At 72.5% G+C, this 19,927-nt stretch carries 16 protein-coding genes; 4 read left to right on the top strand and 12 right to left on the bottom strand.

All coding sequences use genetic code 11. From position 1 onward, the window contains the following. Window positions 1-12: 12 nt before the first annotated feature. The 7 genes from asnB to SGFS_RS17340 all read right to left on the bottom strand — a co-directional run bounded on the left by asnB (window position 13) and on the right by SGFS_RS17340 (window position 10,835). Window positions 13-1,947 (bottom strand): asparagine synthase (glutamine-hydrolyzing), encoded by a 1,935-nt coding sequence (asnB, locus tag SGFS_RS17370; RefSeq protein ID WP_286251310.1) that lies wholly within the window; start codon window positions 1,945-1,947, stop codon window positions 13-15. Window positions 1,948-1,950: 3 nt separating this feature from the next. After that, entirely contained in the window at window positions 1,951-3,471 is a 1,521-nt protein-coding gene (locus tag SGFS_RS17365; RefSeq protein WP_286251308.1) for a Wzz/FepE/Etk N-terminal domain-containing protein, read from the bottom strand. Then, a complete protein-coding gene (locus SGFS_RS17360) occupies window positions 3,468-4,832 on the bottom strand; it encodes a Wzz/FepE/Etk N-terminal domain-containing protein (protein ID WP_286251306.1) in 1,365 nt (454 codons plus the stop codon). The genes SGFS_RS17365 and SGFS_RS17360 overlap by 4 nt, the downstream gene beginning before the upstream one ends. Then, window positions 4,829-6,094 carry a glycosyltransferase family 4 protein gene (locus SGFS_RS17355; protein WP_286251304.1) on the bottom strand — a complete coding sequence of 422 codons (1,266 nt, stop codon included), beginning with the start codon at window positions 6,092-6,094 and terminating at the stop codon, window positions 4,829-4,831. Before SGFS_RS17355 ends, SGFS_RS17360 begins: the two co-directional genes overlap by 4 nt. Then, window positions 6,084-7,403 carry a nucleotide sugar dehydrogenase gene (locus SGFS_RS17350; protein ID WP_286251302.1) on the bottom strand — a complete coding sequence of 440 codons (1,320 nt, stop codon included), beginning with the start codon at window positions 7,401-7,403 and terminating at the stop codon, window positions 6,084-6,086. Before SGFS_RS17350 ends, SGFS_RS17355 begins: the two co-directional genes overlap by 11 nt. An 82-nt stretch (window positions 7,404-7,485) precedes the next feature. Further along, complete coding sequence (locus SGFS_RS17345; protein WP_286251300.1) at window positions 7,486-8,964, bottom strand: sugar transferase; 1,479 nt, start codon at window positions 8,962-8,964, stop codon at window positions 7,486-7,488. Between the two features lie 1,211 nt (window positions 8,965-10,175). Continuing rightward, on the bottom strand, window positions 10,176-10,835 hold the full coding sequence (locus SGFS_RS17340) for a ScbR family autoregulator-binding transcription factor (protein ID WP_286251298.1): 660 nt from the start codon (window positions 10,833-10,835) through the stop codon (window positions 10,176-10,178). 156 nt (window positions 10,836-10,991) lie between these two features. Between SGFS_RS17340 and SGFS_RS17335 the strand changes: the two genes are divergently transcribed. The 4 genes from SGFS_RS17335 to SGFS_RS17320 are packed head-to-tail and all read left to right on the top strand — an operon-like array spanning window position 10,992 to window position 14,609. Further along, entirely contained in the window at window positions 10,992-12,068 is a 1,077-nt protein-coding gene (locus tag SGFS_RS17335) for a ScbA/BarX family gamma-butyrolactone biosynthesis protein (protein ID WP_286251295.1), read from the top strand. Further along, a complete protein-coding gene (locus tag SGFS_RS17330; protein ID WP_286251292.1) occupies window positions 12,065-13,252 on the top strand; it encodes an acyl-CoA dehydrogenase family protein in 1,188 nt (395 codons plus the stop codon). Before SGFS_RS17335 ends, SGFS_RS17330 begins: the two co-directional genes overlap by 4 nt. Then, window positions 13,249-14,031 (top strand): HAD family hydrolase, encoded by a 783-nt coding sequence (locus SGFS_RS17325; RefSeq protein WP_286251290.1) that lies wholly within the window; start codon window positions 13,249-13,251, stop codon window positions 14,029-14,031. Before SGFS_RS17330 ends, SGFS_RS17325 begins: the two co-directional genes overlap by 4 nt. Continuing rightward, on the top strand, window positions 14,028-14,609 hold the full coding sequence (locus SGFS_RS17320; RefSeq protein WP_286251288.1) for a TetR/AcrR family transcriptional regulator: 582 nt from the start codon (window positions 14,028-14,030) through the stop codon (window positions 14,607-14,609). The genes SGFS_RS17325 and SGFS_RS17320 overlap by 4 nt, the downstream gene beginning before the upstream one ends. A 156-nt stretch (window positions 14,610-14,765) precedes the next feature. Here SGFS_RS17320 and SGFS_RS17315 read toward each other — a convergent pair whose 3' ends face one another. The 5 genes from SGFS_RS17315 to SGFS_RS17295 form a co-directional block, all read right to left on the bottom strand. Further along, window positions 14,766-15,494, bottom strand: a complete 729-nt coding sequence (locus SGFS_RS17315) for a methylmalonyl-CoA mutase family protein (RefSeq protein ID WP_434027307.1) — start codon at window positions 15,492-15,494, stop codon at window positions 14,766-14,768. Then, window positions 15,491-16,858 (bottom strand): dihydrolipoamide acetyltransferase family protein, encoded by a 1,368-nt coding sequence (locus SGFS_RS17310; protein ID WP_286251284.1) that lies wholly within the window; start codon window positions 16,856-16,858, stop codon window positions 15,491-15,493. Before SGFS_RS17310 ends, SGFS_RS17315 begins: the two co-directional genes overlap by 4 nt. A 113-nt stretch (window positions 16,859-16,971) precedes the next feature. Then, a complete protein-coding gene (locus SGFS_RS17305; RefSeq protein WP_286251282.1) occupies window positions 16,972-17,943 on the bottom strand; it encodes an alpha-ketoacid dehydrogenase subunit beta in 972 nt (323 codons plus the stop codon). Further along, on the bottom strand, window positions 17,940-19,052 hold the full coding sequence (pdhA, locus tag SGFS_RS17300) for a pyruvate dehydrogenase (acetyl-transferring) E1 component subunit alpha (protein WP_286251280.1): 1,113 nt from the start codon (window positions 19,050-19,052) through the stop codon (window positions 17,940-17,942). Before pdhA ends, SGFS_RS17305 begins: the two co-directional genes overlap by 4 nt. Then, the gene (locus SGFS_RS17295; RefSeq protein ID WP_286251279.1) at window positions 19,045-19,926 is read right to left on the bottom strand and encodes a MaoC family dehydratase; all 882 of its coding nucleotides are present in this window, start codon (window positions 19,924-19,926) and stop codon (window positions 19,045-19,047) included. The genes pdhA and SGFS_RS17295 overlap by 8 nt, the downstream gene beginning before the upstream one ends. Between the last annotated feature and the right edge of the window lies 1 nt (window position 19,927).

The following is a 19,927-nucleotide window of genomic DNA, read 5'->3' as shown; positions in this document are numbered from 1 at the left end:
GTCCTCTTGTCTCTACGCCGTGAAGGGAGAGTTCTGGCCGGCCCCGGAGGTCGCGCCGCGGTACCAGTACTCGAGGGTCAGCACATGCCACAGATGCTTGGAGAAGTCCCGGTGCCCGGCGGCGTCCTCGGCGACCATGCGCGCCAGGGCGTCGCGGCGCAGGAGCCCTGAACGGACGAGCTCGCCGTCGTTCACCACCTCGCGCACCAGGGGCGCCAGATCCCGGCTCATCCAGGCCCGCAGCGGGGCGCTGAACAGGCCCTTGGGCCGGTACACGATCTCCCGGGGCAGGATCGAGGTGGCCGCCTCCTTGAGGACTGCCTTGCCCTGTCGTCCGACGATCTTGCGGTCGCCGGGGACGGCGAACGCCGCCTTGACCACCTCGACGTCCACGTACGGCACCCGCACCTCGGTCGACGCGGCCATGCTCGACCGGTCCGTGTAGGCGAGGTTCAGGCCCGGCAGGAACATCCGGGCGTCGCCCAGGCACATGCGGTTGACGAAGTCGTCGAGGTCGTTGTCCCGGTAGATGTCCGCGTGCTCGGTCAGCACGTCCTCGACCGTCCCGGCCAGGTCCGGATCGAGCAGGGCGAGCAGCTCGTCCTGGTCGTACATGGTGTAGCTGCGCCGGAACGCGGTCTCCTCCGGCAGATCGGCGAAGGACAGGAACCGCTTCGCGAACCGCACCGACCGGTACCCCCGGCGGGCCGAGGCGACCGGCAGCCGGTCCACGGCCCTGGACAGGCCGCGCCGCAGGGGCCGGGGTACGCGCTGGTAGCGCAGCGCGAGCAGGTTGGCCAGGTGCTTTCGGTAACCGGCGAACAGCTCGTCGGCACCCATCCCCGAGAGCATCACCTTGACCCCGGCCTCCCGGGCGGCCTGGCAGATCAGGAAGGTGTTGATCGCGGCGGGGTCGCCGATCGGCTCGTCCAGGTGGTACGTCATCTGCGGCAGCAGGTCGAGCACATTCGGAGCGATCTCGATCTCGTGCAGGTCGACGCCGAACCGCTCGGCCACCTGCCGGGCGTAGCGCAGGTCGTCCGGCATCGCCTCGAACCTGGCGTCCTCGGCGCGGAACCCGATCGTGTAGGCGGAGATCCCGGGTCGGTCGCGGGCCGCCAGCGCGGTCAGGTAGCTGGAGTCGAGACCGCCGGAGAGGAAGGTCGCCACGGGTACGTCGGAGAGCAGGTGGAGCCGGGTCGACTCCTCGACGATGGCGGCCAGGTCCGGCTGCTCGCCGCTCCGGGCCCGCTCCCGGCCCTCGGCGGCGACGTCCTTCAAGTGCCAGTACCGGCCGCGCTCCACCCGGCCGTCGGGCCGGCACCTGAGCCAGCTCCCCGGCGGCAGCTTCTCCGCTTCGCGGAACGCGCACCGAGAGTCCGGCACCCAGTAGTACAGCAGCGAGGCCACCAGCGCCGCGTGGTCCACCTCCAGCGACCCGCCGGTCGCGGCGGCGAGCGCCTTGAGCTCGGAGGCGAACACCAGACCCTCGCCGCGCCGGAGCAGGAACAGCGGCTTGATGCCGAGCTGGTCGCGGGCGAGCACCAGCTCACCGGTTCGCTCGTCGAAGATCCCGAACGCGAACATGCCGCGCAGCCGGGGCAGACAGTCCGTGCCCCAGCGCCGCCAGGCCTCAAGGAGCACCTCGGTGTCGGAGGTACCGCGGAAGCGCACCCCGGCGGCTGCCAGCTCGGCACGCAGCTCGGGCGCGTTGTACAGCTCGCCGTTGTACGTCAGGACGAGGCCGCCCGAGACCATCGGCTGGGCGCCGGTCTCGGACAGGTCGATGATGGCCAGCCGACGGTGCCCGAGGTGCACTTCGCCGTCACCGGCGGGGTGGCTGTACCGGCCCGCCCCGTCCGGACCGCGGTGGGCGAGGGTATCGGTGAGCCGGTCGGTCACGACCTTCCCGTCCGGCCATCGGTAAGTGCCTGCGATGCCACACATGTCCTACCGTGCCTCCTGGTCGCTGTCCGGGACCCGATCCGCCCACACCGGCAGCCGCTCCGTCCGATGTCGGCTCGTCCCGTTCTGCCGGGCCAGCCGCTCGTTCTGGCCGCGCAGCGCGGTGCGCAGCCCGTCCCACAGCGTGCCGTCGGTCCGGTCACGCGGATCGGGGTCGATCAGCACCACACCGATCACCGGAATGCGCTGGTCCGCGAGCTGCCGCGCCACGGTGTGCAGCCATGCGGCGCTGCCGTGCCCGGCACGCACGACGAGCACGGTCTGAGTGCCGAGGTACTGGAGGTCGGTCCACGCCGTGCCGGGCGCCACCGAGCCGACGCCGAGCCGGCGCTCCTGAGGCGACACGGCCGCGGCACGCTCGCCGCTGACCACGGTCGGGTCTCCTGGTTTCGGGCGGCGGCCGGCGAGCCGCAGGTCGGGCAGGCCATCGATGACGACCACTGGCCCGTCCGCCGCCAGTGCCCCGGCGAGGTCCAGGGCGATCACGCTCGCGCTGCGCGCACAGCCCAGTTCCAGCAGCGACACCGGGTCCGCGGAGCCGCGCACGGCGCGGGCCAGGGACATGGTGAGCCGTTCGCGTGCCGCCCGGATCCGTCGGCGCCGCCACAGCCCGGCCGACCGGCCGGGCAGCTCCGCGATGACCGAGGCGCCGAGGTTCGCCGCGATGTCCCGGCGCAGCACGGGGCGGTCCGCCACCACCGTGCCGACCGCGGCCACCGCGAGCCCGAGGGCGAGCCCGAGGAGGAGCCCGATCGCGGCGTTGGTGGCAGCGGTTTTGGGCAGGGAGTGGCGCACCGCGCGCGGTGCGTCCACGATCTGTGTGCCGGCGACGAGTTGGGGCGTGCCGATGCGCGCCTCCGCTGCGCGCTGGTCGAAATCGGAGATCCGCGAGGTGAGTTCGGCCCGGCGGGCGAAGAGCGACTCCATGTCCGCCGACGACTTCGGCCCGCTGTCCGGTGATCCGTCTCCGATCGCCTTGTTGACCTGGGCGAGATCGTCCTGTAGCCGGTCACGCTGGTCGAGCAGGGCTTTGGCCTCGGCGTTCGCGGCTTCCCGTATCCGCTTCACATGGTCCGCGACGAACGCGTCGGCCAGCGCCTTGGCGCGGGCCACCGCTTCCGCGTCGCTGTCACCCGTCACATTGATCTGCAGCAGGTTGTTGGTCAGGCCGAGACCCTCGTAGTCCTCCATGAAGTCCTCCGGTTTTTCCGAGGACTCGAGGGACTGCAGGGCCTCACTGGCGATCCGCGTGGTCTGCAACAGCGCGACGTCGGTGCGGATCAGCGTTCCGGGGTCGTTCGGCTGGTCCGCCTGATGCGCGACCAGCACCTTGGTCACCGCGGTCGGCGGCGGCGGCAGCAGGACCGCCACCGCCACGCCGGCGAGCAGCCCCAGCAGCGCCATGGAGCACCAGAGGCGGCGGCGCCTGCGCACCGCCACCACCAGCGCCTGCAGGTCCAGCAGCGGAGCGGCGGCCGACGACTCCGAAGTCGTACGCGTCGTCACCGTGAACCTCCCGTCGCGTCGTCGCCGACCGCGAGCCCCGGCGTGGCGGCATCCCGAGGACGGCCGGCGGACCGCGTCGGACGGGCCCGGACCGGGCCGGCGAGGACGATGCCGACGATCTCGTGCTTGGCGTCCGCACACGCCTCGGCGATGCCGGCGAGCTCCCCTGCGGTCCAGCTGCCCGCGCTGAGCACGACCAGGGCACCGGACTCGTTGTCGCGGTCCGGCACCATCGGCCGGGACACCGAGACCCCCACCACCCGCAGCAGCGGATCGCTCTCGGCCTCGGCGACGAGCTGCCCGGCGGCCCGGCGGGCGATCTCGTCGCCGTCCGGGACGACAACCAGCAGCCGCCGGGGGACCGGCAGCTGGTCCCGGAGGCGGGCGCACACCCGCCGGTAGCGGATCTGCCTGCCGGCCTCGTCGCCGGAGGTCCGCGGGGTCGGTAGGTCCCACCGGATGTCGGCGCCCAGCAGCCTCCGGATCCGGGCCCGCGGGCCACGGCCTTTCGGCCGGTACGCGGCCCGTTCACCGGGTACGTCGACGGTGCCCAGCAGTGCCGAGCCCAGCGCCGCGGCGATCTCCGGTTCGGTGCGCAGCCGGCGACTCATCCGAGCGGCGACGAGATGGCCGATGACCGTGAGGAGGAAGAACAGCAGCGCCCCGGCGACGATGAGCTGCGTCCTCGTCGGCGGTGTCTCCCCGGTCGGCCGGGCCGCCGGCCCCATGACGACCAGGTTGGCCTGTTCGGAGGCCGGGTCGGCCTGGTCCAGCTTGTCGATGGCCTGCTGCAGCGCGGCGCGCAGCTTCGCGAGTTCGGTGCGGGTCTGCACGCTCTCCACGGTCTGCCCCGGACCGGCCGCGTCGGCCAGCTCGGTGATACGGCGGTTGGTCTTCACCACCATCTGCCGCAGTGCCTCGGGCGCCGCCGCTTCGGACTCGGTGTCCTCGCCCGCGATCCGCGCGGCGAAGGCGACGAACTGCTGGGCCACCTGGTCGGCGAGCTGCTGTGCGCGCTTCGGGGTGTCGGCCGTGCCCGAGATCTTGATGATGTTCCCGTCGGTGGCCTCGGCGCTCACCCGATCCCGCAGCTCGCTGCCGCCGACCCCGGTCCAGTCGAGCGTGGCGGCCGCGCGGTCGACCACCACCGAACTGGTCGCGATCTCCGTCTGGGTCAGCAGCTCGCGCTCCTCCCACGCACCCGGCAGCAGTACCGATGCCGATGTCGTGTAACGCGGCGGAAGCAGCAACGAGGTGCCGTAGCCGACGAGCGCACCCACCACGGCGAGGATGGTGAGAAGCCGTCGGCGCCGACGGAGTATCCGCCCGATCGTGACCAGGCGTATCGTGTCATCGCTCAACGGCGCGGCCTCTTTCTTACCCGGTTCGGGTGGCCCGCCGACACCGGAGAGTCGTCACGGCAGGCAGCGGCGTAGGCGGCGAGCAGTGATCGCTGGGAGTTGCGCCAGGAGAGCGCCCCGCTGATCCGCTCCTGGCCGATCTTGCCCATCCGGGCCCGCTTCTCCGGATCGTCCAGCAGCAGCGCGATGAGCTTGGCGAACTCGGCCTCGTCGTTGGCGGGCGCGTAGTCGGCGGCGTCACCGGCGGAGACTCGCGCCTCCCGGAGGTCGAACGAGACGATCGGCCGGCCCATCGCCATGTACTCCAGGACCTTGTTCATGGTCGACACGTCGTTGAGCGGATTGCGCGGGTCGGGGGAGAGGCACACATCCGCGGTGGACAGGTAGCGCACCAGGTCGGCGTCCGGAATGCGCCCGGTGAACTGCACCTGCTCGGAGAGCCCGAGCTTCCGGGACAGTTCCACCATCGCGTCGAAGGCGTCGCCGGCGCCGACGAACACCGCATGCCAGTCGGTCCGCCCGAACTCGTCGCGCAGCTTCGCCAGGGCCCGCAAGGCGTAGTCGACGCCGTCCTGCGGGCCCATGACGCCGAGGTAGCACAGCAGATGAGGCTTGCCGCGCTTCAGCTCCGGCTCGGCCGGTACCGGTTGGAACCGTTCGATGTCGGGCGCGCTGCGCACCACGAAAACGTCCGCCGGCCGCCGGCCGCCACGGCGCACCGCGACGTCCCGGTAGCTCTCGTTCGTGGCGAGCACGACGTCCGCGGCCCGGTAGGTCAGCCGTTCCAGCGCGCACACGGCGCGGTAGAGCAGATCTTCGCCGCGGCCGAACCGGGAGAGGTACAGCTCGGGTACCAGGTCGTGCTGGTCGAAGACGAACCGCGCTCCGCGCCGCTTCAGCCACAGTGCCGGCAGGAACAGCAGGTCGGGCGGGTTGCAGGCATGGACCACGTCGACCGGGCCGACCTTCCGGGCCAGCCGGACCGTGTGCCACAACGCCGATCCGTACTCCCGCAGGTAGCCGGCCGGCCCTCCGGTGGCCGCGCGCAACGGGTAGCGGTGTATCCGCACCCCGTCGATCTCCGCCTCCGCCTCCGTGTCCCGCTTGGTCCCCCGGGGACAGATGACGTGCACCTTCCAGCCCGCGTCGCGCAGCGTCGTGCACTCCTGCCACACCCGCCGGTCGAACGGCACCGACAGGTTCTCCACCAGAATCAGCGCGCGCCGGCCCGGCCGGTCGTCGCTCGTCGTGTCACCAGGCAAGGCCTATGTACCCCGGTTCGGCCCGGCGCGCCTCGGCGTCGGGAAGGTGGATGAGGTCGACTATCACCGGGCCGTCGTCGCCATGGGGCAGCGCCGACAGCACGGCCGGATCCCTGGTTCCGACCAGGACCACCTCGGCGTGTTCGAGCACCTCGTCCACGGAGTCCGCGAGCAGCTGCGCGAGGTGCGGCAGCCGGGTCTCGATGTACTCGCGGTTCGCGCCGAGCAGCCGGGAGAGGCTCACATTGGCGTCGTAGATCTTCAGGTCGTACCCCTTGCCGTAGAGCCTCTCCGCCAGCTCGACGAGCGGGCTCTCGCGGAGGTCGTCGGTGCCGGGTTTGAAGGACAGCCCGAACAGGCCCGCCCGGCGCTTGCCGGTGCGCTCGACCAGCTCCACCGCGCGCTGCAGATGGTCGGAGTTGGAGGGCAGCACATGGGCGAGGATGGGCACCGAGACGTCGGCCCGCTGCGCCGCGTGGACCAGGCTGCGCAGGTCCTTGGGCAGGCAGGAGCCGCCGAAGGCGAAGCCGGGCCGCAGGTAGGCGGGGCTGATGTTCAGCTTGCGGTCGGCCAGGAACACGTCCATCACCTGGTGCGAGTCCACCCCGAGCGCCTGGCACACAGCGCCCAGCTCGTTCGCGAAGCCGATCTTGAGGCCGTGGAACGCGTTGTCCGCGTATTTGATCGCCTCGGCCGTCGGGATCGGCACCCGGAACACCTCGCCGGGCAGGCCGTCGTACAGCGCCAGCACCGCGTCGCCGCTTACCGGGTCGAGCTCGCCGATGACGGTCTTGGGCGGGTCGAAGAAGTCCCGCACGCTCGTGCCCTCGCGCAGGAACTCCGGGTTGACCGCGACCCCGATGTCCACCCCGGCCGTGCCGCCGACGTACTTCTCCAGGATCGGTACCAGCAGGTTCAGGCAGGTGCCCGGGAGCATGGTGCTACGGAACACGACGGTGTGCCGCCCGCCCCGCTCGGCCAGCGCGGCGCCGATCTGCTCGGTGACCCGCTCCAAGTACGTGGTGCACAGGCTGCCGTTGGGCTCCGACGGCGTGCCCACGCAGACCAGCGACACCTCACTGCCCATGATCGCCTCGCGGACGTCAACGGTGGCGCTTAATGCTCCGGTCCGCACGACGTCGGCGATGAGCTCGCCGATCCGCTCCTCGACCACCGGGGCCCTGCCGTCGTTGACCAGGTCGACCTTCACCTGGTTCACGTCCACCCCGATGACCTCGTGACCCATGCTGGCCAGGCACGCGGCCGACACACAGCCCACGTAGCCGAGCCCGAAAACGCTGACCCTCATGACCCGTTCCTCCCCCAGGGCAGGCCCTTGGGGCCTGCGGTCCGCGCGTCGGCGGGACCGTTGAGTTGCAGACTCCCGCGCATCAGTAGGCCCCCTGCCCATGGAGCACCGCACGCAGCGTCTTCCACAAGATCACTGTGTCCAGGGCGAGCGACCAGTCCTCCACGTACCGCAGGTCCAGCCGGACCGCCTCCTCCCACGACAGGTCGCTGCGTCCGCTGATCTGCCACAGGCCGGTGAGTCCGGGCTTGACCAGCAGCCGTCGCCGGATGTCCGGGCCGTACGCGGCGGACTCCTCCGGCAACGGAGGCCGCGGACCGACGAGCGACATCGATCCGGTGAGCACGTTGAAAAGCTGCGGGAGCTCGTCGAGGGAGTACCGGCGCAGCATCGTTCCCACCCGGGTCACCCGCGGGTCCCGGCGGAGCTTGAACAGCGGGCCGGCGCCCTCGTTGCGGCCGGCGAGCGCGGCCCGAGCCCCGTCAGCCCCGGCGACCATGGTGCGGAACTTGAGAATGGTGAACTCGAGGCCGTCCTTGCCGACCCTGCGCTGGCGGTAGAACGCCCCACCCCGACTGTCCACCACCACGAGCAGCCCGACGATCAGCATCAGCGGCGCGAACAGCATCAGCAGAATCGTTGCGCCTATCCGGTCGACGACCTCTTTGACCGCCCGGCGGCCCCCGGTGAAGGTCGGCATGCTGACCCGCAGCAGCGGGATCCCGAGCACCGCGTCGACGTGCAGCCGCGGCCCGGCCACCTCCATCAGCACGGGGGCCACGACCATCTCGGCGTCGCTGCCTTCGAGGTTCCAGGCCAGCCGCTGCAGTCGGTCCGGTGACCAGTGCGGGTCCGGTGTGACTGCGACGACTCGGTAGCCGTCGTGGCGGACGTGCTTGGCGACGTCCTCCAGCCGGCCGACGACCGGCACTCCGTCCAGTTGGTCATCGTCGAGCCCGCGACCGTCCGTCGTGCACACCGCGTCCACCCGCCAGCCGAGGTGGGGGAACTTACGGGTCCGGGTGATCAGGTCGCGCACGGTGGCCGGGCTCCCGGCGGCGAGCACCGGTCTCAGGCACCGCCCTTCCTTCCGCTGCTTGTGCAGCGAGAGGCGCAGCAGGTACCGCATGGTCATGGTGACCAGCGCGATCGCCGGAATCGCGACGAAGATCCAGAGCTTGATGTTGCGCGAGGTGAGGGCGATCCCGCCGAGCGCCAGTACGACGGTCGCCATGAACAGTGAGCGTCCGAGCCGGCGGAATTCCTCGGCTCCCTGGCCGAGCACGGCCGGAGCCCATGCCCGGCTCACCGCGAGCGACCCCAGCACCAGCAGCTCGGTGCCGAACGCGAGAATTCCCCACTTCTCGTGCCAGTTGGCCGCGTCCCGGGCCCCGAAGAAGTTGCCGATCGCCGCCACCACGAAAGCGGTGGCCGCGGTATCGCTGATGATCACGGTACGGCGGTACCGCTGCTCCCATTCGATCGCGGGCCGGCTGATTGCCCCGTTCGCCATACGCCCGCGCGCCGATGGAAACGGGCTGGCCAATTCCCCTTGCCGCACAGAACCCCCCAGGTCCCCAGTGGTTCGACGTGTTCGCCTAACACTGTTGCTCCCCCTCGGGAGGCCCCCGCCCCCCGTACTGTCCTCCCCCCGGAAGGCCCCCGCCCCCCGTGCATGAATGACATTCCGGCTATTTCAGAGCCAGTTGAACAACCCGCCCTGGCGGCAGCAGACCCGCATGTCCTGCCAGACCCTCGAGGTGTGTGTGAACCGTCGAACCCTCGGGTGCTCCCCGCACCCAAGGCCCCCTCTCGGGCTCCAAGAATTGATCACCCCCACGTCTGGCGCCGGGGACGCGACTACTGGCTTTCCGTAACGCCGGACCTATAGATCATTATTGGTCGCCTCGTGTCCGAACAGCTGAAGCACGGTCAATCTAGACCATCGGGGCCAGTATTGAAGAGGGGATGTGTGTAATTTGTGTTCAAGCTTTGAGACTGGATGCACCGATCGGTGACCGCCTACGGGTGCCTTAAAGCCACCGGGCGCTCCAGAAGCTCGCCCGGCTCCCGGCGCGGCTTCTGCGCGGCAGTGATCGGCTAGCTGCAGCGGGCCTTCTGCGGCGCCCGGTTCGGCGACAGCTTCCCGCTCGTTCGTGCACTACGGGGTGCCGCTGTGGGTGAGTGCCCGAGGTGGGCGGGGCGATCGGCCCGGACAACGAGGCGCATCTTGTGACGCCCATCGATTGGTAGAGCCTGGCTGGAAGGCCTGAAAACAGGGCCTGACTTGGGGGTTTGACCCGCGGGGATCAGTTGCGCATCTTCCCGATGACCTCGCACGTGGAGTGCGTCGCGGTCCTGGACCCGGTGCCGCCGCCAGGCTGCTGCGATCGAGGCCGCCGCCCTGCGCCGGGCCCGCCCCGAGCGCGCTGTTCGCGAAGCCGGGACGGCGGTCCTCGTTTCAGGCTTGCCGCTGGGTGGCACGGCCTGGGCGTCGCCGCAGGCGCCGGGGCCCAGAAGTCTTCGGGGTCACGTACCTGCGTTGGCCAGGGCCGGTCCGCGCTCCTCCTGGGGCATCCCGTACGGGAGAGTCTGAGCGCCGACCTGGCCGCCGTGGTGACCGCCGAAGCGAAGCGCCTGGCGGGGCGTCAGGGGCCCCTGACCGCCGAGGTGGCAGGCCCAGGCCCCGGAAACGGAGTGACCGGGCCGGCGCGTTCGCGACCCGGGCCGGCGGGGCGTGGGCCGCGCCGACGCCGTCGCGTGCGTTCCCCGTCAGTGGATCTCGACGCCCGGGGCACAGATGCCCGGGAACACCAACTGCTTGACCTCCTCCCAGCGTTCGAGGATGTCCCGGCGCTCGTGCAGGGTGTCGGAGATGTGCTGGATCCCGAAGAACGCCGCCACGATGACGCGGGCGGCCATCTGTGGCGAGCACTCGGGGCGCAGGTGGCCGTCCCGGTGCGCGGCGCCGAACAGGTCGGTCAACAGAGTCGTCCAGCCCACGAACGGTGTGGGCAGCGGGATCCCGATGGTCGAGCGCTCTATCTGCAGTCGGGCGCTCGCCTGGACGAGCGGGTCGTCCCGGAAGACCGTGGCCACCCGCTCCAGCAGGGCGACGATGGTCTCCATGGAGTTCAGCCCCTGGGCCCGGGTCTCGGCCACCAGGGTCGGCCACAGCGAGTAGTGCTCCTCGACCACGGACGCGGCGAGGTTCTCCTTGTTGCCGAAGTGGTGGTAGATCGCCCCCTTGGTGATGCCCGCCCGCTTGGCCACGTTCGCCAGTGAGGTGGACCGGAACCCGTTCGTGGCGAACTCCTCCGCGGCCACCCGCAGGATCAACTGCCGGGTCTGCCGCGCGCGTTCCTGATGGATCGGGGGACCCGCGCTGGCGATCTTCGTGGCCCAGGGGTCCGCCTCCGACGTCTGTTTCATGTCTCGCCGCCGTAACTCTCTGTCGCCTGCCGATTCTTCATTGCAATATACCTTCTGGAAGGTATATTTTCGATCCGGCAGCGGCCGCGTCTGTGTAGAAGCGGTAAAAATCCTGCCAACCGATCACTCCACGGGGGGATTCCGACAGTGATGATCATGAAGCCGTCCGCCATCGGCACGCTCGTCGCCGACAGCGATACGGACTTAGCGGACTCCGGGCTCGCATTCGACCGCGGCGTACCGCGTACGCTCGTCCACAAGACGGCCGTCTCCGAGGTCCTTCTGACGGACGCCGTCCGTACCGGCCCGCACCGGTTCACCGTCGCCGCCCAATGGCCCCGGCACCACGTGCTCTTCGGGAACGGGACGTGTCCGGCCGGCGCCGCCGATCCGCTCCTCCTTCTCGAGACGGTCCGCCAGGCGGGCATTTACGTCTCCCATGTCTACTACGACGTACCGCTGGCCCACCCCTTCCTGCTCACGAGCATCGACTACGAGGTGGAGGGGCCCACCCCGGGATCCGCTGCTCGCAAGGGGCCGCACTGCGTCCTGCTCGACGTCCAGTGCGTCGTCGAACATCACACCGCCGACCGCCTCGGCATGTCACTCGAGGCCAGGCTCGTGATAGACGGACGCCTCGAAGGCCGCGTCGGCCTGTGCTGGCAGGCCGCCGCCCCCGAGCGCTACGCCCGCATGCGCTACCCCGCGGGCCCGGTCGAGGTCCCGCCCACCGGTCCGGGCACCGCGCTGCTCGCTCTCGCCGACCCGGTCGCGGCCCCGCACATCCTGGGCCGGCTGCACGAGCGCGACGTGATGCTGGCCGCCCTCCCCGCGAACCTCGGCCCCTCGCACAACGCCCTCCAGGGCACCGGCCAGGACGTCTGGTCCCTGCGCCTGGACACCACGCACCCGGTCTACTTCGACCACGTCTGCGACCACATCCCCGGCATGGCTCTGGCCGAGTCCTTCGCCCAGGCCGCCGCCCTCGCCTCCGGCCGCGTGGCCGGCGTACCCCCACAGGAGTTGCGCTGGACCCTGGAGTCCAGCGCCCTGTCCTTCGCCTCCTTCGGCGAACTCGGCCGGCCCGTGGTCATCACCGCGGAACCGGTACCGGAACCCCCCGAGCACGGCCGGCGCGCCATCCGCGTCAGCGCGGAACAAGGAGGACGGCTGCTCGCCTGCGGCGCGCTCATCGGCATCACCTCCTCCGCCGTCGACGGAGCGGCACGGTGAGCCTGACCGTCACCGCGGCCGCCGCCCTCGCCCGCACCCAGGCGGCCGAGACCGAGCGCGCCCGCATGCTCTCCCCGGTCCTCGCCGACTCCCTCACCGACGCCGGCTTCGCCCGGCACTTCGTACCCAAGCCGTGGGGCGGCGAGGCGGGTTCGTTCACCGAGGCCGCCGAGGCGGTCGCCGAGCTCGGCGAGGCCTGCGCGGCCACCGCCTGGTGCGCCGCCCTGTACGCGGCCCACGCCCGACTCGCCGCCCACCTGCCCGAACAGGGCCGCCAGGACCTGTGGGAGCACACACCGGACGTCCGTATCGCCGCCTCGGTCGTGCCGCCCGCCGGCACCGCCGAGGAAGCACGCCCTCCGCAGGCCGCCACGCCAGCGACCGCGACCTCCGACGCCGGGGTCCGGGCCGCCGACCCGGCCGGGGACACCGCCGAGGGCTGGTGGCTCGAGGGCACCTGGCACCACGCCAGCGGAGTCGACCACGCCCACTGGATCCTGCTCGCCTCCTGGACCGGCAGCGCAGCCGACCGCACCGTACGGCTCTTCGCCGTCCCCCGCGAGGCCTGCGAGGTGTCCGACACCTGGCACACCCTCGGCCTGCGCGGCACCGGCAGCAACACCGTCCGGCTCGAGCGCACCTTCGTCCCCGCCCACCGCACCTGCACCCTCGCCGACCTCGGCCGCTTCGAGCCCGGGCGGGACCGGTGCCACAGCGTGCCCTACCAGATGGTCGCCGGAGCCCAGTTCCTCGCCCCCGCCCTCGGAGCCGCCCGGCAGGCCCTGCGCGACTGGCACGAGCTGACCGCCCACCGCATCCGCCCCGACGGGAGCCGTGCCGCGGACGCACCCGCGCAGCGCGCCGCCGCCGCCCGTTCGTCGGCGGAGATCCACGCGGCCGGCCTGCTGCTGGACCACGCCCTGCAGCAGGCCGACCTCGGCGAGGTCACCCCCCGCGCGGTCGCCGAGAACGCCCGCGACTTCGCCCTCGCCGCCGAACTGATCGCCGCGGCCGCCGACCGCCTGGTGCGCGCCGCCGGCCTGCGCGCCCAGGCTGAGGACTGCCCGCTGCAACGCCGTTGGCGCGACATCCGGGCCGCCGCCGGTCACGCCGCCCTCGACTTCGAGGCCGCAAGCACCCTCTACGCCCAGGCCCAGGCGACCGTGGACGAGGCAGCCCGATGAAGCACGCGACGGCACCGCGCACCCTCGTTCCCACGGAACAGCCCCGGCACGTCGGCCGCCCTGCGGCCACGATCGCCCGTGCCGCCCTCTTCGACGTGGACCAGACGCTCGTGCACGCCAAGACCATGGTGGAGTTCTGGCGGTTCTGGACCACCCGGTGGCTCGCCGACCGCGCCCCCGACGAGGCCGACCGTCCCATCCGGCCGCTGCTGACGCTGCCCCGGGAGGAGGCGAACCGCGGCTACTACCGGCTGTTCCGGGGCGTGGCCGCCGAGGACCTGGCCGAGGCCGGACGCGCCTGGTACGCCGACTTCATGAGCCGCGGCGACACCCTGCTGCCCGACACCGTGCGGGAACTGCTGCGTCACCAGGCCCGCGGCGACCGCATCGTCCTGGTCTCCGGGTCCATGCACGCCTGCCTCGACCCGCTCGCCCGCGTCTTCGGCGCCGACGTGCTGTGCACCGAGCAGGAGGTCGACGCGGACGGCCGCTTCACCGGCCGCCTCGATCGCTCGGTGATCGGCACGGGCAGGCTGCGCACGGTCCGCGCCGCCCTCGAGGCCTGGGACATCGACCCCGCGCACTGCTCGGCATACGCGGACCACGAGACCGACCTCGAACTGCTGCACGCCGTGGGCGACCCGGTGGTCGTCGGCGACGACCCGGTGCTGCTGGCCGTGGCCGAGGCCCACGGCTGGCGGAGCCTGCCCGGGGCGATGCCCCGGCACGAGGCCCGCCCCGAACGGTCCGCGTCCGACCGGCAAGGGACCACACGGTGAAACAGGACAGATCTCGGCGCACCCACGAACGCATCCTCGACGAGGCGGCGGCGGAGTTCACCGCCAACGGGTACGCCCACACCACGATGCAGGACATCGCCCGCCGCCTCGGCATGACCAAAGGCGCGCTCTACGGGCAGTTCGACTCCAAGAAGGCCGTGGCCGACGCCCTCACGAGGCACGGCCTGGCCAGGGTCGAGGGGCTGCGCGCCCTGGCACGGGAGGACGACCCGCTGTCCGCCCTCGGCCGCTTCGTCGTCGGACTGGCCCGGTGCCTGCACGACGACGTACGGCTGCGGGCGGCCTTCCGGCTGCTGGCCGACGAGGCCGAGGCGCAACTGCCCGGCCATTCGCTGGGCGAGGTGGTCGAGCAGGTCGTCGGCCTGGTCGAACGCGCCCAGTGCGACAGCCGGATCTCCCCAGGGCACGACCCGGCCGACGTGGCCCGGCTGCTGCTGTGCGTGGCCTTCGCCGTGCAGACCAGGCTCTTCACGGCCGACGGCGAGCGCCACCCGCAAGCCTGGGCGGAATGGGCCTGGGGCTGCGTCTCCCGGTCCCTGCACGAGGCCCCGGCCTGACGACCCGCGTACGGGCCGCCCGTACAGGTGGCGCGTACGCCCGCCGGTACAGGTGGCGCGCGCGTACGGGCGGCCGTGCGGTGCCCGGCCCGACGCCCGACCGGCCGTGCGGTGCCCGGCCCGACGCCCGACCGGCCGTGCGCCCCGGACGGGCGGTCAGCCGTACACCCCGGACGAGTGCGCCGGATGGGCACCCCACTCGGCACGCAGTACGTCGCAGACCTCGCCGACCGTGGCACCTGCGGCCAGCGCCCACTTCATCGGGTACAGGATGTTGCCGCCCCGGTCCGCGGCGGCGGCACCCAGCCGCGCCAGCGCCGCCGCCACCCGCTCCTGGCAACGCCAAGCCCGCAGTTTCGCGATCCGCTCCCGCTGCCGGGCCTCCGCCGTCGGCCCCCCACGCACCAGGGTGCCGACGGCGGAGGCAGCCGCGGGCGCGGTTCGCCACCGGGGTACCTCCGCCCGGCAGTAGGCCAGCAGGTCGGCGGCCAGCCGCCGGGTGGGGCGGGGCGGGAAGATGTGCACCCGGCCCACCGCGTACTCCTTGAACGCGGAGAGCACCGTGCCGGACAGCCGGTTCACCGGCACTCCCTGCTCCTCCGCCACCAGTTGGTAGAGCAGCAGCATGACGGCCGCCGGAGCCCCGCCGGCCATCGCGGGGGACACCCGGCCCAGCGGGATCCCGCTGAACAGCACCCGCATGTCGTCGAGCGAGTCGATCGCCACCCCGGTGCGCCCGACGTGCCCCGCGGCCGGCGGGCTGTCGGAGTCGCGGCCCAGCCGTGTCGGCAGGTCGAAGGACACCGGCAACTCCCGAGTCCCACGGGCGACGAGCTCCCGCAAGCGGCCGTTGCACACCACCACCGTGGTCGGCACGCCGGTCACCGCGACAACATGAGCCGTCGGGGGTGTTCCAGCGCCGCGGCGGTGTCGGCGAGCACCTTGGAGCCCAGTTCGCCGTCGACCAGCCGGTGGTCGAACGACAGCGACAGGGTGGCGACCTCGCGCAGCGCCACCTTGCCCTTGTGCGCCCAGGGCCGGGCGCGTACCGCGCCGACGGCCAGGATCGCCGCCTCGCCGGGGTTGAGCAGCGGAGTGCCGCCGTCGACCCCGTACACGCCGATGTTGGTGATCGTCGTGGTGCCGCCGGTCAGGTCGGCGGGGGCGGCCCGGCCCGCGCGTGCCGTGCGTACCAGGGTGCCCAGGGCGTCGGCGAGTTCGGCCAGTGTGAGCAGGCCGGCGTCCTTGATGTTCGGTACGACCAGGCCGCGCTCGGTGGCGGCGGCGATGCCCAGGTTCACGTGGTGCTTGAGGACGATCTCCTGGCTCTCCTCGTCCCACGAGGCGTTGATCTCCGGATGCCGGCGTACGGCGGCCAGGTAGGCCGCGGCCACGAACAGCAGCGGACCGACGGGTGCCTCGCCCAGCTCGCCGGACTTCCGCAGCCGCCGCACCAGTTTCATCGTGCGGGTCACGTCCACGTCGATGAACTCCGTGACATGGGGCGCGGTGAAGGCCGACGCGACCATGGCCCTCGCGGTGGCCTTGCGCACCCCCCGCACCGCGATCCGCGTCTCGCGCGCGCCGTCCCGCACGGGCACCGGCCGCGGCGCCGCGGGGGCGGCGCCGGGAGCGGGCGCCAGGGCAGGAGCGGTGCCCGGGCCCGCGGCGGCCCCGGGCGCGGCGGCCAGCACGTCATCGCGGGTGACGACCCCGTGCGGCCCGGACGCCGGGACGGCAGACAGGTCCACGCCCAGTTCCTTGGCCAGTTTGCGCACCGGCGGCTTGGCCCGCGCCGGTGCGGCCGTCGGCACCACGGCCGTCGGCACCACGGCCGGCGCGGCCACGGCAGGTTCGGCCCCTGCGGCCACCGGCTTGCGGCGGCGCCGGGCCGTGGCGGAACCCGCCCGCGGCCCGTAGCCGACCAGCACCCCGCCGGTCGGCGCGGAGTCCGGGCCCGCGGACGCCGCCGGATCGGCGGTCGGCGCCGCGCCCCGGTCGGCCTCCGTCGGCAGGACGGTGATGATGGGCGCGCCGACCGCGACCGTCGTGCCCGGAGGGCCGAGGATCTCGGCGACGGTGCCGTCGTACGGAATGGGCAGCTCCACCGTCGCCTTGGCGGTCTCCACCTCGCACACGGTCTGCCCGTCGGTGACGGTGTCGCCCACGGCGACGTGCCAGGTGAGGATCTCGGCCTCGATCAGTCCCTCGCCCACGTCGGGCATGCGGAAGGTCAGTGTGGCAGTCATGGGTCGTCTTCCTCGGGTCGCTCGGGTCGCTCGGGTCGCTCGGGTCGCTCGGGTCGCTCGGGTCACTCAGGGGTGGCGGCGGTACGGATGTCGGCACGGGTCGCCGCGACGACTCAGTAGGCGATGGCCCGGTCCACGGCCTCCAGCACCCGGTCCAGATCGGGCAGGTACGCCTCCTCCACCCGTGACGGCGGATAGGGCGCGTGGAACCCGCCGACCCGCAGCACCGGCGCCTCCAGGTCGTAGAAGCACCGCTCGTGCAGCCGGGCAGCCAGCTCCGCCCCCATGCCGAGGAACACCGGCGCCTCGTGCACCACCACCGCCCGCCGGGTCCGCTCCACGGACCGCTGGAGCGTGCCGAAGTCCACGGGTGACAGCGAGCGCAGGTCCACCACCTCCAGCCTGCGGCCCTCCGCCAGCGCCGCGTCCGCGGCGTCCAGGCAGACCTTGACCATCGGCCCGTACGCGAGCAGTGTCAGGTCCCGGCCGGGCCGGACCACTGCCGCCTCGTGCAGGGAGCGGGCCGGGGCCGGACCCACCTCGCCCTTGTCCCAGTACCGCCGCTTGGGCTCGAGGAAGATCACCGGATCGTCGTCGGCGATCGCCTGCCGCAGCATCCAGTGCGCGTCGTCGCTGTTCGACGGAGTCACCACGCGCAGCCCCGCGGTGTGCGCGAACAGCGCCTCGTGGGACTCGCTGTGGTGCTCCACCGCGCCGATGCCGCCCGCGTACGGGATGCGGATCGTCACGGGGAGCCTGACCTTGCCCAGCGCGCGGGCGTGCATCTTGGCCAGCTGGCTGACGATCTGGTCGAAGGCCGGGTAGACGAACCCGTCGAACTGGATCTCCAGCACCGGCCGGTAGCCGCGCAGGGCCAGCCCGAGGGCGGTGCCGACGATCCCCGACTCGGCCAGCGGGGTGTCGAAGACCCGTTCCTCGCCGAAGTCCTTCTGCAGGCCTTCGGTGACCCGGAAGACACCGCCGAGACGGCCTACGTCCTCTCCCATGACCAGCGTCCTGGGGTCCTCCTCGAGCGCCGCGCGCAGTGCCGAATTGAGCGCCTGGACGATTGTGGCCCGGGTCATCGCGCCCCTCCCTCCGCCGTGTCGAACGCGCCGGACGTGCCGGACGTGTCGAATCCCGCGAGATAGTGCTCGTACTGCGCCCGCTCCTCCTCGACGAGCGGGTGCGACCCCGCGTAGACGTGCTGGAAGATCGACCCCGGGTCGGGGTCGGCCATCTCCCGCACCCGCCGGCGCACGTCCCGCGCCAGCTCGTCGCTCTCCGCCGCGACCGAGTCGAGGAAGGCCTGGTCCGCCCAGCTCTCGCGCAGCAGGTACCGGCGCACCCGCTCGATCGGGTCGCGGCCCGCCCAGAGTTCCTCCTCGGCATGGCTGCGGTAGCGGCCGGGGTCGTCGGAGGTGCTGTGCGCGCCCATGCGGTACGTGAACGCCTCCACCAGCACCGGGCCGTTGCCTTGCCGGGCGAGGTCCAGCGCCCACCGGGTCACGGCCAGGCAGGCCAGCACGTCGTTGCCGTCCACCCGGATGCCGGGGAAGCCGAAGCCGTCGGCCCGCCGGGCCAGCGGGATCCGCGACTGGCGGTCGGTGGGCTCGGAGATGGCCCACTGGTTGTTCTGGCAGAAGAACACCACCGGCGCGTCGTACACGGCGGCGAAGGTGAAGGCCTCGCTGACATCGCCCTGGCTGGAAGCGCCGTCGCCGAAGTAGGCGATGACCGCCTCGTCCCCGCCGTCCTTGGTCACACCCATCGCGTAGCCGGTGGCGTGCAGGGTCTGCGCGCCGATGACGATCGTGTACAGGTGGAAGTTCTTCTCGTCGGGGTCCCAGCCGCCGTGGTTGACCCCGCGGAACATGCCCATCAGGCTCACCGGGTCCACCCCGCGGCACCAGGCCACCCCGTGCTCGCGGAACGTCGGGAACGCGTAGTCGGTCGCGCGCAGCGCCCGCCCCGAGCCCACCTGGGCGGCCTCCTGCCCCAGGGACTGGGTCCACAGGCCCAGTTCGCCCTGGCGCTGCAAGGCCGCGGCCTCCCCGTCGAAGCGGCGCACCAGCACCATGTCGCGGTAGAGGCCTCGGACCTCCTCGGGCGTGGGGTCCAGCGAGAAGTCGGGGTGCGCCACGCGCTCGCCCTCGGGGGTCAGCAACTGCACCATGGGGGTCGGTTCAGTCATGGGAACGTCCTTGGTCCGGTCGGGGCGCGCGCAGCACGGCACGGCCGCCGGCGACCGGCAGGCCCGCGCCGTCCACGGCGGTCACCGCGAGTGCGCCGCCGGCCGCGGGCAGGTCGCGGACGGTCAGGGCGGCGCCCTCGGCGGGCACGGTCAGGGGCCGGGAGAAGCGCAACTGCAGGTCCGCGCAGGCCGCTTCGCCGACGGCCGCGGCCAGGTGGTGCGCCACCAGCGCGAAGGTCAGCATGCCGTGCGCGATCAGGTCGCCGAAGCCGCCGGCGCGCGCGGCCTCGGGGGAGAGGTGGATCGGGTTGTGGTCCCCGGAGAGCTCGGCGTACCGGCGCACCAGCTCCCGGGTCACGGTGTACGAGGAGCAGCGCGCTCCCACCGGCGCGGCCGGCGGCACAGCCGGGCGCGCGGCAGCCGGCGCCGGCACGGCGGCGGACCTGGGCGAGTGCACCAGCAGTGACACGGACTCGGCGACGGGCGTGTCGTCGTCAGTGGTGAAGACCACCGCCACCTCCGTCGCCGTCCCCGCGCCCAGCGGCCGCACCGAGCGGACCTCCGCGCGGGAGACCAGCGGCTCGCCGACGGCCGCCGCGCACTCCACCCGCAGCCGCTGCGTGCCGTGCAGGGCCACGCGGTCCCCCGGCGCGTGCTCGGGTTCCAGCAGCCGCTCGCACATGCGCAGGGCGACGGCCGCGAGCTGCGCGGGCGCGACCGTGCCGGGCACGGCCCCGGTCAACGGCACCGCGGAGGCGACCGCGCACAGCGCGCGGAACGCCTCGGCGTCCTGGGCGGTCACCAGGTGACGCCCGGTCAGTACGGCGGCGGCCGCCACGTCGTGGGACTGCGCCCTTGAGAGCGTCGGGGCCATC

The sequence above is a fragment of the Streptomyces graminofaciens genome, assembly GCF_030294945.1.
In the GTDB taxonomy this organism is placed as follows: domain Bacteria; phylum Actinomycetota; class Actinomycetes; order Streptomycetales; family Streptomycetaceae; genus Streptomyces; species Streptomyces graminofaciens.
The sequence above is the reverse complement of the archived record's forward strand: the minus strand, read 5'-3'. Positions and strand labels throughout refer to the sequence as shown.

Bases quoted from the DNA above. Each gene is read 5' to 3' on its own strand.
- asnB (WP_286251310.1), bottom strand. From the start codon at position 1,947: ATGTGTGGCATCGCAGGCACTTACCGATGGCCGGACGGGAAGGTCGTG.
- SGFS_RS17350 (WP_286251302.1), bottom strand. From the start codon at position 7,403: ATGAGGGTCAGCGTTTTCGGGCTCGGCTACGTGGGCTGTGTGTCGGCC.
- SGFS_RS17340 (WP_286251298.1), bottom strand. From the start codon at position 10,835: ATGAAACAGACGTCGGAGGCGGACCCCTGGGCCACGAAGATCGCCAGC.
- SGFS_RS17335 (WP_286251295.1), top strand. From the start codon at position 10,992: ATGAAGCCGTCCGCCATCGGCACGCTCGTCGCCGACAGCGATACGGAC.
- SGFS_RS17325 (WP_286251290.1), top strand. From the start codon at position 13,249: ATGAAGCACGCGACGGCACCGCGCACCCTCGTTCCCACGGAACAGCCC.
- SGFS_RS17310 (WP_286251284.1), bottom strand. From the start codon at position 16,858: ATGACTGCCACACTGACCTTCCGCATGCCCGACGTGGGCGAGGGACTG.
- SGFS_RS17305 (WP_286251282.1), bottom strand. From the start codon at position 17,943: ATGACCCGGGCCACAATCGTCCAGGCGCTCAATTCGGCACTGCGCGCG.
- pdhA (WP_286251280.1), bottom strand. From the start codon at position 19,052: ATGACTGAACCGACCCCCATGGTGCAGTTGCTGACCCCCGAGGGCGAG.
- SGFS_RS17295 (WP_286251279.1), bottom strand. From the start codon at position 19,926: ATGGCCCCGACGCTCTCAAGGGCGCAGTCCCACGACGTGGCGGCCGCC.